Origin of the sequence: Parasphingorhabdus sp. (assembly GCF_039982415.1) — a bacterium.
Lineage (GTDB): Bacteria > Pseudomonadota > Alphaproteobacteria > Sphingomonadales > Sphingomonadaceae > Parasphingorhabdus.
Map to the genome: position 1 here is coordinate 820,334 of NZ_JBDWYL010000006.1, position 13,952 is coordinate 834,285.

At 53.1% G+C, this 13,952-nt stretch carries 17 protein-coding genes; 9 read left to right on the top strand and 8 right to left on the bottom strand.

Annotated elements, in window-relative coordinates; all coding sequences use genetic code 11:
• The first annotated feature begins 67 nt into the window (after positions 1 to 67).
• From ABJU74_RS09715 to ABJU74_RS09725, 3 genes are all read left to right on the top strand, one after another.
• Positions 68 to 1,135 carry a hypothetical protein gene (locus tag ABJU74_RS09715; protein ID WP_348383216.1) on the top strand — a complete coding sequence of 356 codons (1,068 nt, stop codon included), beginning with the start codon at positions 68 to 70 and terminating at the stop codon, positions 1,133 to 1,135.
• 119 nt (positions 1,136 to 1,254) lie between these two features.
• The gene (locus tag ABJU74_RS09720) at positions 1,255 to 1,953 is read left to right on the top strand and encodes a tRNA (guanine(46)-N(7))-methyltransferase TrmB (RefSeq protein WP_348383215.1); all 699 of its coding nucleotides are present in this window, start codon (positions 1,255 to 1,257) and stop codon (positions 1,951 to 1,953) included.
• A 186-nt stretch (positions 1,954 to 2,139) separates the two neighbouring features.
• A complete protein-coding gene (locus tag ABJU74_RS09725; RefSeq protein WP_348383214.1) occupies positions 2,140 to 3,102 on the top strand; it encodes a metal-dependent hydrolase in 963 nt (320 codons plus the stop codon).
• Here the strand turns inward: ABJU74_RS09725 and ABJU74_RS09730 are convergent.
• The 4 genes from ABJU74_RS09730 to ABJU74_RS09745 form a co-directional block, all read right to left on the bottom strand.
• Entirely contained in the window at positions 3,099 to 3,650 is a 552-nt protein-coding gene (locus ABJU74_RS09730) for a GNAT family N-acetyltransferase (protein WP_348383213.1), read from the bottom strand. The two genes, ABJU74_RS09725 and ABJU74_RS09730, sit on opposite strands and share 4 nt — an antisense overlap.
• Before the next feature lie 213 nt (positions 3,651 to 3,863).
• Complete coding sequence (rpmA, locus tag ABJU74_RS09735) at positions 3,864 to 4,133, bottom strand: 50S ribosomal protein L27 (RefSeq protein ID WP_348383212.1); 270 nt, start codon at positions 4,131 to 4,133, stop codon at positions 3,864 to 3,866.
• Positions 4,134 to 4,136: 3 nt separating this feature from the next.
• Entirely contained in the window at positions 4,137 to 4,673 is a 537-nt protein-coding gene (rplU, locus tag ABJU74_RS09740) for a 50S ribosomal protein L21 (protein ID WP_348384002.1), read from the bottom strand.
• Positions 4,674 to 4,780: 107 nt separating this feature from the next.
• The gene (locus tag ABJU74_RS09745) at positions 4,781 to 4,903 is read right to left on the bottom strand and encodes a hypothetical protein (protein WP_348383211.1); all 123 of its coding nucleotides are present in this window, start codon (positions 4,901 to 4,903) and stop codon (positions 4,781 to 4,783) included.
• Here ABJU74_RS09745 and ABJU74_RS09750 point away from each other — a divergent pair.
• Positions 4,902 to 5,420 (top strand): hypothetical protein, encoded by a 519-nt coding sequence (locus tag ABJU74_RS09750; RefSeq protein ID WP_348383210.1) that lies wholly within the window; start codon positions 4,902 to 4,904, stop codon positions 5,418 to 5,420. The genes ABJU74_RS09745 and ABJU74_RS09750 overlap by 2 nt on opposite strands.
• Positions 5,421 to 5,425: 5 nt before the next feature.
• Here ABJU74_RS09750 and ABJU74_RS09755 read toward each other — a convergent pair whose 3' ends face one another.
• Genes ABJU74_RS09755 through hemB form a run of 3 tightly spaced genes read right to left on the bottom strand, consistent with a single transcriptional unit; the run spans position 5,426 to position 7,521 of the window.
• A complete protein-coding gene (locus ABJU74_RS09755; protein WP_348383209.1) occupies positions 5,426 to 5,986 on the bottom strand; it encodes a gamma carbonic anhydrase family protein in 561 nt (186 codons plus the stop codon).
• Positions 5,979 to 6,527, bottom strand: coding sequence for a GNAT family N-acetyltransferase (locus ABJU74_RS09760; RefSeq protein WP_348383208.1), 549 nt, complete (start codon positions 6,525 to 6,527; stop codon positions 5,979 to 5,981). The genes ABJU74_RS09755 and ABJU74_RS09760 overlap by 8 nt, the downstream gene beginning before the upstream one ends.
• Complete coding sequence (gene hemB, locus ABJU74_RS09765; protein ID WP_348383207.1) at positions 6,520 to 7,521, bottom strand: porphobilinogen synthase; 1,002 nt, start codon at positions 7,519 to 7,521, stop codon at positions 6,520 to 6,522. The genes ABJU74_RS09760 and hemB overlap by 8 nt, the downstream gene beginning before the upstream one ends.
• A 113-nt stretch (positions 7,522 to 7,634) precedes the next feature.
• Between hemB and ABJU74_RS09770 the strand changes: the two genes are divergently transcribed.
• Together ABJU74_RS09770 and ABJU74_RS09775 are read left to right on the top strand one after the other, a co-directional pair.
• Complete coding sequence (locus ABJU74_RS09770) at positions 7,635 to 7,838, top strand: hypothetical protein (protein WP_348383206.1); 204 nt, start codon at positions 7,635 to 7,637, stop codon at positions 7,836 to 7,838.
• Between the two features lie 56 nt (positions 7,839 to 7,894).
• Positions 7,895 to 8,212 carry a hypothetical protein gene (locus ABJU74_RS09775; protein WP_348383205.1) on the top strand — a complete coding sequence of 106 codons (318 nt, stop codon included), beginning with the start codon at positions 7,895 to 7,897 and terminating at the stop codon, positions 8,210 to 8,212.
• A 14-nt stretch (positions 8,213 to 8,226) separates the two neighbouring features.
• On the opposite strand, the gene ABJU74_RS09780 is transcribed toward ABJU74_RS09775, so the two are convergent.
• On the bottom strand, positions 8,227 to 9,795 hold the full coding sequence (locus ABJU74_RS09780; RefSeq protein ID WP_348383204.1) for a M23 family metallopeptidase: 1,569 nt from the start codon (positions 9,793 to 9,795) through the stop codon (positions 8,227 to 8,229).
• Positions 9,796 to 10,028: 233 nt separating this feature from the next.
• On the opposite strand from ABJU74_RS09780, the gene ABJU74_RS09785 reads away from it, so the two are divergent.
• The 3 genes from ABJU74_RS09785 to fdxA all read left to right on the top strand — a co-directional run bounded on the left by ABJU74_RS09785 (position 10,029) and on the right by fdxA (position 13,576).
• Entirely contained in the window at positions 10,029 to 12,824 is a 2,796-nt protein-coding gene (locus ABJU74_RS09785; protein WP_348383203.1) for a helicase-related protein, read from the top strand.
• A 60-nt stretch (positions 12,825 to 12,884) separates the two neighbouring features.
• Positions 12,885 to 13,136 (top strand): S4 domain-containing protein, encoded by a 252-nt coding sequence (locus tag ABJU74_RS09790; protein WP_348384001.1) that lies wholly within the window; start codon positions 12,885 to 12,887, stop codon positions 13,134 to 13,136.
• A gap of 101 nt (positions 13,137 to 13,237) precedes the next feature.
• Positions 13,238 to 13,576: a ferredoxin FdxA gene (gene fdxA, locus ABJU74_RS09795; protein WP_108811229.1), complete on the top strand. Its 339-nt coding sequence runs from the start codon at positions 13,238 to 13,240 to the stop codon at positions 13,574 to 13,576.
• The last annotated feature ends 376 nt before the right edge of the window (positions 13,577 to 13,952 follow it).

Here is a 13,952-nt window from a genome sequence, read left to right on the forward strand (position 1 = left end):
AAGCTTTCATTGCTAATAGGTTGTGACAATCTTATGCTGTGAGAGATAGCGTCAGGGGGCCAGTCAAATGCGCAAAATTCTGTTTCTGTTCAGCTTTTTCCTTGTTTTTGGTTATGCAGAAGCTTTTGCGCAACCAACGGACATTCCATCAGAACCGGATAAGGTCTGGATTCACCAACATACCGGATCCGGTTTTCCGACGAAAATAGGGAGATTTGACCGTTCAGCCATTCGTGACTTGACTCAAGACCAGCTGGATGTTGTTCTTTCCTATACGGATCCGGACAAGCAGGGAGCTTTGACGCTCTATCTGTACCGTCCTGCAATTAACAATCTCCCAATGTGGTTTGAAACCGCAACGCAAAGCTTGATGATGGGCAGAATGGGCCAATTCGCCCCAAAAGTGGTAACTGACAGGGTTTTTACGCCACAAGGGCAATCATCGGCGGCCGGTATGTTAGTTTCCTATAGTCTGACGCAATCGCGCTATAGGAGCACGGCGATTGCCATGGTTCCCATTAATCGCTGGCTCCTCAAAATTCGTTATTCTTCAGCTGAATTTGATGCGGAATCTTTGGCAATTGAAATTCCGAAAATTGTTTCAGCAATCGAAACCGGGGATAGGCTTGAACAAGCCAAGGACATTGCGGCCATTAAACTCTGTGCCAAAAAAATGAAACTGAAGTCAAAGGCGAAACGGTTCCGCCCTAGTCTGGTTGATGCCTTAATTGGCAGCGTGAGTGTAAGCGCCGCTGAAGAAGAAATGAAGAATGGAGATAAGCCCTTAGAAACCGTAATTTATTGCCGTGATCCCGGAGATTACGGGCAATGGACAATATATCGTGCCAATGAGAGCAAAGACAGTTACATCTTGCCGTTGGGCGATTCAGGGAGAGCCTTGTCCGTTTACCGGAATAGTTTGTCGGGCGCGATATCTGGAGACAATCGAAGACGATACACACCGGTTCACATGAAACTGGGACAGCAGGACATATATCCTGATATCAACGTGCTTCCAGTTCCTGAAACCTTGATAGCCGCGATCAATCAAGGGGCCGCGATATCCAGCTCGACTACCTGGCCTGAAGAGGGGTCGACCATTACGATTGATAGGGGATTATCGACCGACGAATAGGAAGTTTGGAATATTTTTGCCGCTATTGCCGTTGATATTCAATAGTTTTAGCAGGGCACGGAAATGGATTTGCTGCCCAGTCAGAATGGACGGCGCGCAACAAAATCGCGGAAAATGGAATGATCGAAAAATCAGAACGTAGCGACCCCACCACTATCCGTCAGCTTTATGGCCGGCGGCAAGGGCATGCTTTGCGCGATGGCCAGGTCGATTTGGTGGAAAATCTCCTCCCGCAAATTAGCGTGCCGACCGAAGGGCCGGTATCATCGGCCAATTTATTTGGAGACGATCGTCCCTTACATTTTGAAATTGGCTTTGGTGCCGGCGAACATATGGCGGCGCGCGCGGATATGTTGCCAGATCACGGGTTTATCGGATGTGAGCCTTATCTAAATGGTGTGGTGGGCGCGTTGCAGCATGTGAAACAAGCCATGTTGCCCAATATTCGCCTCTATATGGGCAATGCGCTGGATGTTTTGGAGCGCATCCCCGATGATAGTTTGCGTTTTGTCTATTTGCTCCATCCTGATCCATGGCCGAAAGCACGTCATGCCAAAAGACGGTTTATGAACCATGGTCCGATTGATCTAATCGCTGCAAAATTACAGTCAGGGGGCGAGTTTCGGTTTGGCACGGATCACCCTGTCTATTTGCGATGGGCGATGATGATCATGAACCAGCGGCCGGAATTTAACTGGCTTTGTAAAAGTCCTTCCGATTGGACTAATCGGCCGGGCGGTTGGCCGGAAACACGCTATGAAGCAAAAGCGCGGCGCCAGGGGCATGAGGTCTGGTATTTCCGCTATCAACGCCGTTAAGCGAATATTGCGCCCCTCAGATCCAACAAATTGCTGTTATTTTTACTTGAATTGACTTGTAAACGTCTGATTAACCGCGAATTTTTTGGCTGCTATCAGCATTTTGTTAACCCTCCTCATTTATAGATTGCTTAACCAAAAAACTGGTCGCGCAGCTATTGGATTTTCAGGAGGTTTTGCACAGAAATGGGCAATGTTTCATCGCAGACAGGGCAGTCCGAAGCCGAACCGGCTATCGCGGGCAGCGCGACGCCTGCGGATCTACATATACAATCGCGCAATCGGTACTTTTCAAGCGCCGCGATGGAACGCCGCCACTGGGTGGGCGGGGATCCATATGCCACGGCCTTTTTCAATGCATTATCGATCACTTTTCCCAAGGGTGAAACATTTTTCATGAAAGTGTTGAAGCAATATCGCGATGACGCCCCCGAAAAACTTGCCCGCGAAATTCGCGGTTTTGTCCAACAAGAAGCGGTTCACAGCCGTGAACATCTCTTCTTCAACAAGCATATTGAACAATCCAACTATGACATTTCGCGGTTGGAAGAGACGCTGAGCAATGTGATTGATAAAATTGCGGAGCGCCCGTTAATTGGACAATTGGTCGCTACAACCTGTCTCGAACATTTGACCGCGATCATGGCGGCAGAATTTATTGCCAATCCCAAGCATTTTGAAAATGCGGATGAAGAACAGCGCAAAATGTGGCTATGGCATGCATCGGAAGAAGTAGAGCATAAAGGGGTCGCTTATGACACATGGCTGCATGCGACCAAGGATTGGCATCCAATTAAGCGTTGGGCCATCCAATCTACATTCATGATTCGCATTTCGCTCGGTTTTGCCAAAAATCGCAGCAAAGGTATTTTTGACCTTTTGCAACAAGACGGAATATCCGGTCCGCGCGCCTGGTTCGGCCTGGCACGCTATGCGTTGATTAGCCCAGCGCCGTTTCGCCATACAGTGTGGCCCTGGTTTCAGTTTTTCCTGCCAGGCTTTCATCCGTGGAACAAAGATGATCGCGACCTGATTCAATTGGCCGAAAGCGAATATGAGGCCGCGATCATGGATTCTTCCGATCCAGAAACTGCGGTGACTCGTCTCGAAGAGGGGCGCAAGGAAAATCCTTTGTCGAACGTCGCCTAAGCGGCGAGTGGTCGCGCGACCTCGCTGTCCATGTCGCTGTCCAAGGACAGTTCAAATTCCACCGCATCGACTTTGCTTTGCCGACCTTTGCTGAAGCGCGGCTCTGTACGGCCAGTCGTCCGGAAACCCAATTTCAACAGCACATTGCCGGACGCGGGATTGTCCACAAAGTGACACGCAAAAAATTTGCGATGGCCCAAAGACCGAGCCGATTCCAGCGCAGCCCGCCCGGCTTCGGTGGCATAGCCAAGGCCCCAATGGTCGCGTGCGATCCAATAACCAAATTCGACCTGGCCATCAGGCAAATCGGAAAAGCCACAAGTGCCCACCAGCGCGGGCGCTGCGGCGGTCCGTCGATAGATTAACCAACGGGGAATTTTAGGATGGTGAGGCAGGGCGAGAAATTCCTGCGCATCGGCGAGCGTATAGGGCCACGGGGCACGCGCAAGATTGCGGATGATCGCTTCATCGTTAATGGCCTGGTGCAGGGCACCGGCATCTTCGGTCCAACCGGGTCTCAGTAATAATCTAGGCGTTCTAGCGAACATGTGGACTCCTCCTGATAGTCGTCGTGTGTTGCTGTCCCTGCTATGTCTTGCGCCGTTCCTTAGATGTTCGGCGTGACAATGCAGTGACATTGGCATCAGGGAGAGAGTGGTCACGAAAAAAAAGGGAGAGGGGTGACCCTCTCCCTGAATTTTGATGGTTGTATCAACCAACTGGGTCATCCCTTGAAGGACAACCCGTTATCGATTGCCCAATTATTCAGCGGCTTCCGGCATGGCATCGACGGACACATATTTGCGTCCGAGCTTGCCTTTGTGGAAGGCGACTTTGCCGTCAATAAGCGCAAAGAGTGTGTGATCTTTGCCCATGCCGACATTGCGACCCGGATGGGTCTTAGTGCCGCGTTGGCGGACAATAATATTGCCAGCAACTACAGCTTCGCTGCCATATTTTTTGACGCCTAAACGGCGGCCTTCTGAATCACGGCCGTTACGCGACGAACCGCCTGCTTTCTTATGTGCCATGGTTTAGTCCTTTTTCTTCGCAGCCGGTTTTTTAGCGGCTGGTTTCTTGGCTGCTGGTTTTTTTGCTGGCGCCTTTTTGGCAGCAGCAGGTTTAGCAGCGGCCTTTTTCGGCGCTGGCTTGGCGGCGGCTTTTTTGGCCGGTGCCGCTTTTTTCTCTGCGGCTGGTTTTTTCTCAGCAGCTGGTTTTTCGTCTGCCGGTTTGGCTGCAGCTTTTTTCGGTGCTGCTTTTTTGGCTGCTTTGGCCGCGCCAATCGCACTGATCTTCAGCACCGTATGCTGCTGGCGATGACCATTTTTCCGACGGTAATTATGCCGGCGGCGTTTTTTGAAGATAATGACCTTCTCGCCTTTTTCCTGCGCAACAATTTCAGCCGCCACGGTCAAACCTTTGACGTCTTTCATTTCGCCACCGTCTCCGGCGAGCAAAACATCATCAAGCGTTACCGAATCACCGGCTTCACCAGCTAGTTTTTCGACTGCGATTATATCTCCTGCGGCAACACGATATTGTTTACCGCCGGTGCGCACTATTGCGAACATGGCATTTTTCCGTTTCAATCTTGTGGTTCCAGCGCGCAAGCAAGGAAACGCGAGTCTCTCGGCTCACGCTGGAAAGAGTGCGCAGCTACTAGATGGGCATGGCTGTGTCAACCGGTCTTGGCCGATTTTTGCCAATATATTGCAGCCTGTGTTTCCAAGGTGGATGCGCCATCGGCGCCGGTTGCAAAGACCATTGCCGCCGCAATCGCTGCAGAGTAAAGATGTTCCATGAAAAAATCTCTGATTTTGCCGCTCCTATTGGGGCTGAGTTTGTCCGCTTGTGCCATGCAATCGGGTGATTTTCCTTCGCTGGCGAAGCGCCCGATTGAGAGCGAACCGGTCATGACAGCGCCCAGCGCCGCGCCGATTGATCCGTTGCGCGCTTTACCGGCTCCCTTGCAAGATGCTGTGAATGCGGCTGTCCGCCAGAGCAACAGCGCGCACGAGACGTTCCTGACGCAGCTGTCAAAAGTGCGGAAAAGCGTATCAGCCGCACGGGGCGCTGCTCCGTCAAGCGAATCATGGGTTGCCGCACAGGTTGATTTGTCTTCGCTTGAAGTGGATCGCAGTCCTTCCGTTTCGGCTTTGGCGGATATTGATTCGCTCTATATGCAAAGGCTGGATGCGGAATTTACCGGCGAACAAAAGGGTGCGGCCGTGTTAATCGCTAAATTCAGGGAAAAAATTGAAGCCCAGGTCGCTGCGCAGCAAACCACGTTGGACCAGCTAAAGAGCCAGCTTCGCTAAGCGGCTTAGGATGTGCTTGCTGCTTCCACGGCGGCTTTATGGGCTTTGGCATTTTCAACATAATGCGCGACGCCTAGGCGCATCCCGGCAATGGCCGGTTCTGGCAGATCACGCATAAATTTTGCTGGTGAACCCGCCCAGAGTTGCCCGGTGGGAATGCGTTTATTGGGGGTCAAGGTCGCACCGGCTGCCAACATGGCATCCCCTTCAATCACACAGCCATCCATGACCGTGGTGCTGAGCCCAACAAAGGCGCGGTCTTCGAGCGTTGCCCCGTGCAACATCACCATATGTCCCACCAACACATCATCGCCGATCACCGTGGGATGCCCATTGGGCGTTACTGGTGTTGCGCTGTCGCAATGGATTGTGGTGCCATCTTGAATATTGCTGCGCGCACCAATTTTGATGAAATTAACATCTGCCCTGATCACACAATTATACCAGATGCTTGATTCCGGTCCGATTTCAACATCACCGATAATTTTGCAACCGGGTGCAATAAAAGCGGATTCGTGGATTTTCGGCGTTTTGCCATTAAACGGCAGGATGAGCGGATCAGACATGATGATATTCCCTTACATAAGTGACATGACGCAGCAAATCGCTTTTTGGATCGACATTGGGATGATCAAAGTCCAGTGCTGGCTTATACTTCATTTGGAGCCGTTCCATCACCGCCCGGCTGCGATGATTATTTTCGCTGGTAATCGCCCATATTTTTTCGTCCGGAAAATGTTCGGCCGCCCATGAACAACATTTTTCTGCCGCTTCGGTGATATAGCCTTTGCCCCATTGGGCGAACGCCATGCGCCAACCAATTTCCAGCTTTTCAAAAGCCGGCGTGTTTTCCCCGCCGCGAATAAGGCCGCACCATCCGATTAATTCTTGCGGTTCTTTCGTTTCCAAGGCCCAGAAACAATGACCATGTGTCGATTGAAGATCTTGCATCCAGGCGATCAGATCGATCACCTGTTGACGGGTCATGATCGGACCCAGAGTTTTTCTCACTCGCGGGTCGCTGTTAATAGCATGGAAAATATCGACATCATCATCGCGCCACGAGCGCATGACCAGCCGGTCCGTTTCAAGACGGAATTCAGCCATGCAATAGCCGCGCCGCATCCGCCGCAAAATAAGTCAATATCCCAGAGCATCCGGCGCGCTTGAACGCGATCAGCTTTTCCATCATCAACGCGTCGCGATCGCCGACACCCGCTGCTGCCCCGGCTTCGACAAGCGCATATTCGCCGGAAACCTGATAGGCAAAGACTGGAATGTTAAATTCTGTTTTCGCCCGGTACACGATATCCAGATAAGCCAAGCCGGGTTTGACCATGACGCTATCGGCGCCTTCGGCAATGTCCAATGCGATTTCCCGCATGGCTTCGTCGCCATTGGCGATATCCATCTGATAGGTTTTTTTATTGCCTTTTAAAGTGCCACTCGAGCCGACGGCATCGCGAAAAGGTCCATAAAAGGCGCTCGCATATTTTGCGGCATAAGCCATGATCTGGACATTATGATGATGGGCGAGTTCCAAGTTGTCGCGGATCGCTCCCACGCGGCCATCCATCATATCGGATGGCGCAATAATATCGGCACCGGCATTGGCCTGATTCAAGGCTTGCTTGATCAATATATCGAGCGTTCGGTCATTTTCGACATAGCCTTGGGCATCAACCAATCCGTCTTGGCCATGGGTGGTATAGGGGTCGAGCGCAACATCGGTCAGGATCCCGATATCATCGCCCACAGCATCCTTGATCGCTTTGGTGGCGCGGCACATTAAATTGTCGACATTCAAGGCTTCGGATCCGTCGTCATTGCGTTTATCATTTGGTGTATTGGGAAACAGCGCCACGCAGGGAATGCCCAAGTCACGAGCTTCTTTGGCCCGGGCGACGATGCGGTCGATCGACCAACGCGATACGCCGGGTAAAGAATCTATTGGTTCTTCAACATTATCGCCTTCCACGATGAATAGCGGCCAAATCAGATCGGCAGGCGAGAGGATATTTTCCCGCACCATTGCGCGGCTCCAGGCGGTAGCGCGAGATCGACGAAGGCGGGTCCGGGGATAGGCGGTAAGGTCAGTCATGGGTGGCAATATAAAGCGGCGATCGGCGAGAGCAATTGAAATAGCGCGGTGAACGCCTTGCGGCGCCCGTTCGGTTCTTTTAGAACTGTGGTTAGAGGAAGGGAATGCAGGCGATGCCGAATCGGATTACCAGACTGTTGGCGGCCTTGATCATGATGGCAATTGTGGCGGCCAGTCCGGCCAGCGCCAAGCGCGTGGCTCTGGTCATTGCGAATTCCCAATATGAAAATGCTAGCTTATTGGCCAAAACGCAAATGGGTGTAGCTTTGAAAGCGATGATACTCACCGACAATGGGTTTGAGCCTCACACTCCGTAAGGATATTCTCTACGGCTGCTCATGGCCCCTAATTTCGCGACAAAAAGGAAACCAATATGCGCCTTCAATCCGCCTTTCTCACCGCCGCACTTCTGGCTACGACCAGCTTAATTTCCGCCTGTGGAAGTGCCGATGATGAAAACAGCCTTGCCGGCGCATTTAACCAAAGTTTCAATGAAAGCTGGAATAGCGAGTTTGTCGTCGGCTGTGTGTCTGAGGCGAAAAAAGCCGGAGCCTTGGAAGCAGATGCGACGCCTGTGTGCACATGCATGGCTGAAGAATTGGACAAAAGCCTGGACGGTATTGGTGAAAAAATGAATCCGCCGGACGCCAAGCTGGATGCGGCAACGCAAATTTGTCTGGGCGATTTATAAAGTGAGGCTGGGTTTTAGCTAATCGAGCTTTTGCTCAGTCGGCTGATTTCGCGTTGTCTTTTGGGGCCGGTGGAGGCGCTCTTCAAAGCTCCGAGCGCAGCGCCGGGCGTGACCTGACGCAACCGCTGCAATTCGCCTTTAAAGCGGCGCAATTCACGGCCGCTCAGCTGGGCACGCTGGACGAATTTAACTGAATTGGGATTAATCGTTCGGCCATTGCGATAGAGTTCATAGTGAAGATGCGGGCCCGTGGATAAGCCGGTTGACCCGATATAGCCGATAATCTGTCCTTGGCGGACACGGCGACCATTGCTGACGGCAATGCGGCTCATATGCGCATAGCCAGAAGCCAAACCGCCGCTATGTTTGATTTTGACAAATTTGCCATAGCCGCCTTTGCGACCAGAAAAGGTTACTTTTCCGTCGGTCACGGCATAGATTGGCGCGCCGTAGCCGCCGCCAAAATCAATGCCGCTATGCATCCGCTTATAGCGCAAAATCGGATGACGGCGCATGCCATAGCCTGATGTTCTCCGGCCTGCTGTAGGCCGGACCAATTGGCCGCTGGATTGACCAACACCAGATGCTTCAAACCAATTGGTGCGGCCATTGCTTTGCCATTTCAGCATTTGCGCTTTGGCTTTGCCATTGCGTTCAACGCCAGCATAAAGCAGGTCGCCCACTTCCACGTCACCGGTTTCGGCGCGGCGATAGCCGAGGATGATGTCAAATTCGTCGGTTGATCTGATGTCGCGCGAAACCGACATTTTTTTGCCGATTACTTGCAAATATTTTTGAACTGCATCGGCGGGGGCACCTGCGGCTCGGGCGGATCGATAAAGGCTGGAACCGACAACCCCTTTGATGCGCAGCGGGGTATCGTCAACCAAAATCGGTTTGCGATTCAGCGACAATTGGCCATTGTCGCGCAATATTTCCAGATTGAGATCAAACCGCGCCCGAAATGCCAGTTGATCCAGCGGCCGGGGTTGATTTTTTGCAGGGCGCCGGCCGAGCGTCACATCGATTTTCGTACCCGGTTTAATCTCGTCAAGCCGGACGGCGTCAGCGACCAAATTGGTAACTTCCCTAGCTTCCAAATTGGCGACACCAGCCCGTTGGAGTACCCGGCGCAAACTGTCACCGCGACCAAGGGTTGCAACCAATTCGATAGAGGGGCGTTCCGGACTTTGCGCGAGCGGACGGACGGCGTCTGTGGCCGCCATGCGCAATCCCGTATCAGACCCATATGCCATGGGTGCGATGGTTTGTGATCGCGCCTGATCGGCTCGAAAACCGGTTAGTGCGGCGCTTTCATGACCGCGGATTGGCCCAAAATCAGGCAGGCAAGCAATGGCAATGCCGCACAAAAGTGACAAGGTTATTAAACCGCGGATCCACGTGAAACTGCCAATATCCCGGCCAAGGTCCGGGACCCATTCAATCTGCGATATTGATTCAAGCCAATGATCGGGCAGACCAAACCATTTTTCCGGTAGCGAAAATGCAGGCGTGGGAGGGTCGGCTGCAATGGCGGCAGCTCCATTTCCCTGATCAGCAAGCATGTCGATACTCTTAAACAAAAACACCCCTTGGCAACGGTCTTTTCCCGCGAGGCAAAAGAGACAGTCGTTGCAATAATATTTCTGTCTCTGTGAAGGAATAGGGTTAATGTCAAATTAAGATCCGACTTCCCTTTGTTGCAATGCGGTCAACCGTGTAGAAACACCGATATCCAGCCGCAAAGCCGCAAAAATTAACCTTTATGGGCGGAAACTGCTTGCCAGCGCGATGCGGATGCGGTGATGTGCAGCCAATGTCCGCTTACTCCCCGTCTTCTGTCATTGCCGTTCTCGGCCCTACCAATACCGGCAAAACCCACTTGGCGGTTGAGCGGCTTTGCGCCCATTCAAGCGGTATGATTGGGTTCCCGCTGCGCTTGCTGGCCCGGGAAGTATATGACCGGGTGGTCGCCCTTAAAGGGGTTAATCGGGTTGCTTTGGTCACCGGTGAGGAAAAAATTGTCCCGCCGGATGCGCGCTGGTTTTTGTGCACAGCAGAAGCCATGCCGATGGACCGCGATTTCAGTTTCGTCGCGATTGACGAAGCGCAGCTCGGCATGAACCCCGAGCGCGGTCATATCTTCACCGATCGCATGCTGAATATACGCGGCAGAGACGAGACCATGATATTGGGTTCCGACAGTCTTCGTCCGCTCGTCGCGGCGCTTATCCCGGACGCCGATATTGTATCGCGTCCGCGTTTCTCGACCTTGAGCTATGCGGGCCCGCGCAAGTTATCACGTTTACCGCGGCGCTCCGCCATTGTCGCCTTTTCGGTTGAAGATGTTTACGCCATTGCCGAGATGTTGCGCCGGCAACATGGCGGCGCGGCAATTGTCATGGGCTCTTTGTCTCCGCAGACGCGCAATGCTCAAGTGAAAATGTATCAGGATGGCGAAGTGGATTATTTGGTCGCTACCGATGCGATTGGCATGGGGCTGAACCTCGATGTGGCCCATGTCGCTTTTGCCGCCTTGAAGAAATTTGACGGCCGCCGCCGCCGCCGTCTGACGCTGGCCGAAATTGGACAGATTGCGGGACGCGCGGGACGGCATCAAAAAGATGGCAGTTTTGGTATATTATCAGGACTGGCATCTTCTGACGAGCTGCTGCCAGAAGAAATTGAACGGCTGGAGGATCATGATTTTCCAACGTTGGAATGGCTCTATTGGCGCAATGCTGAACCGGAAATGGGCAGTGTTTCCGAATTGATCAAATCGCTCGAAGACAAGCCGCAGAACCGCCATTTGCAAGCCGCTCCGGAAGCCGTTGATCTGGCGGTGCTGAAGCGCCTTGCGCAAGATCCGAATATCAGTCAGCTGGCCGTGGGCCACGAGAAGGTTCGGCTGCTCTGGGAAGCGGCGTCTATACCTGATTTTCGAAAAGTGGGGGCGGACCATCAATCCCGTTTCATCGCGTCGCTTTGGCCGTATTTGGCGCAAGGCAGCGGCCGCATTCCACATGCGCGCATGGCACAGGAAATTGCCCGGCTGGAAAATGTGCAGGGCGATATTGCAACACTCGCCGCGCGCATATCCGCTGCGCGCAGCTGGAGCTATATTGCCCAGAAATCACGCTGGGTTGAACAAGCGCAGGTCATGGTCGAGCGGACCAGGACATTGGAGCGCCGGCTCAGCGATGCGATGCACAGCCAGCTCACCCAGAGATTTGTCGACAAACGCACCCGCGTGCTAATGCGGGGATTGTCAAAAGAGGCGTTGCCGCAAGATGTGGCCTTGGAAAGCGACGGCGTCATTTTGGTTGATGGATTGCAAATTGGCACGCTCAAGGGGTTCCAATTTGTTGTGCCTTCGGATAGCCGGAGAGAAGACCGTAAGATGCTGCTCGCTGCAGCGGAAAGATATTTGGGACCGATTATGACCGACAAAGCCAATGCCTTGGCCAAAGCCCCTGATAGCGAATTGACCTTGGTGGCTGATGACGCGGGGCAGCCGGTAATCCTGTGGCAGGAAGCGAAGCTAGCGGTTCTCGCTAAAGGCAAAAATTTGCTGTACCCGGAGATTAAATTTGATCGGTCGCTAAAAGATATTTCACCAGAAAATAGCAAAAAGGCCGAAGAACGGGTTAAGCAATGGGTGGAGGCGATGAAGGCCAAGCACCTTGAGGGCCTGGTTAAAATTGATGCGCTGGCTCATGATGCCAATACCCCGGCATCGGTACGCGCCTTATTTGCACAAATTGTCGAAGCTGGCGGCATTATTGACCGGCGACAAGTGGATCAAGCGGTGCGCGCGATGGATAATGATATGCGCGGTGTCGCACGCCGCGGCGGATTGGTTTTCGGGGCGCTCGATATTTTCCACCACGCGTTGATGAAGCCCGGTGCAGTATTGTGGCGCACGGCCCTGTTTGCAGCATTGGATGCGCGGCCAATGATTACGCTGCCGGGCGACAATGCCGTGCATTTGAAAGATTGGACATTTGCTTCGCCAGATCATGCGAGCCGACTGGGGTTTCGGAGTATTGGCGCCGCATATGTCCGGGTGGACATGGCCGAACGGCTTATCAAACAGGCCCATGAAGCCCGTCAAGCTGGCCCGATATTCACTATCGACCCGGCGCTTGCAACATCGCTCGGCTTGTCTACCGATACCCATGACGCTTTGCTCGCAATGGCGGGTTTTGTAAAAACCGAAGACAAGCCGGAAGAAGCAGTGCCAGCGCCAACCAACCAAGCAAAAAGCGCCGCGGAGAAGGCCCCCAAACAAGAGGCAGCACAAGAGGTGGAACAGGAGGCGCCGGGCGCGCAAGCAGTGCCGACTGTGCCAGATGATCGCGCTCCGGTTGACGCTCCCGCAGAACAACAAAAAAGCGCGGCCGCTGATCCGGTACCGGCTGCAGGTCCCTATTGGCGCTGGAAGGGCATGGGCAAAGCCCGCGCCGGCAAGCCCCAAAAACATCACAATCGTAAAGCCGGCAAACGGTCGAAAAAAACCGGTTCACCGCCGCGCAAACCGGCACCGGTCTTGGCGACCGCAGGCGGAGCCTTTGCTGAACTGGCGGCACTGAAGGATGCGATGAAAAAATAGGATGCAGCATTGAAAGGCAAAAAGTCGACGCCGTCAAAACCCGATCAACCGACGATCCGGATGGACAAGCTGCTTTGGTTTTTGCGCTTTGCTGGCAATCGCACAATGGCGAAGAAACTGGCCAATAAGGGATTGGTTCGTTTGAACGGACGGCGCGTGGATCGTGCACATATGATGGTTCGGCAAGGTGACATTTTAACCATTCCGAAAGGCCGAGAAGTGCATGTCATTCGTATCTCAGCATTGCCCTTGCGCCGCGGAAGCGCGCCGGATGCACAAAGCTGTTTTGAAATTTTGCGCACTGATCAATAGATTAGGCCAAGAAACCAACTGTTGACGTTGCTAATTTTGGGCAATAGCAGTGAGGCAATGGCCAATCCCAATATGGTCTTTAAGATGGAGTAGACGACCCGATGACTTATGTTGTTACCGACGCATGTATCAAATGCAAATATATGGACTGCGTTGAAGTCTGCCCGGTGGATTGTTTTTATGAGGGCGACAATATGCTCGTCATCAATCCCAGCGAATGTATTGATTGCGGTGTCTGCGAACCGGAATGTCCAGCCGAAGCCATTTTGCCGGATACCGAAGACGGGCTCGAAAAATGGCTCGAAGTGAACACCAAATATTCTGAAAGCTGGCCGAATATTACCGTCAGCCGCGAACCACCTGCTGATGCCGACGAATTTAAAGGCGTTGAAGGCAAGTTTGAGGCGCATTTCTCTGAAAAACCTGGTCAAGGCGACTAAGAGAGTCTTTTAGGACCTCAGGCGCCGGGCGCGGGCATCCGCCCGCTTGGCTTCCCTCGCATAAGCTCGGGCGCGCAGTCGCGCTTGCCTCCGCTTCGCGTCGGTTTAGCGAGACCATTAGCGCATCGTTCAAGAGCATCGTCCGAGCACAGCGAGGCAAGGCCGACCGGCCGCCGCGCCTTATGGCGCGTAGCCAAGGGCACGGATGTGCCCGCCCGGCGCTTGAGGTTAAACAAAATAACCCCTCAAAACTTCAGCTGAAACCGCACGGCAGCGCCGAAATCATCATCAAGCGCTTCAAAATGTCCCGGCTCCTGCCGCCAGAACAGGTTGGTGTTCAGATAGCCACCCCATAAAGGCGGTGCATAAACCAGTT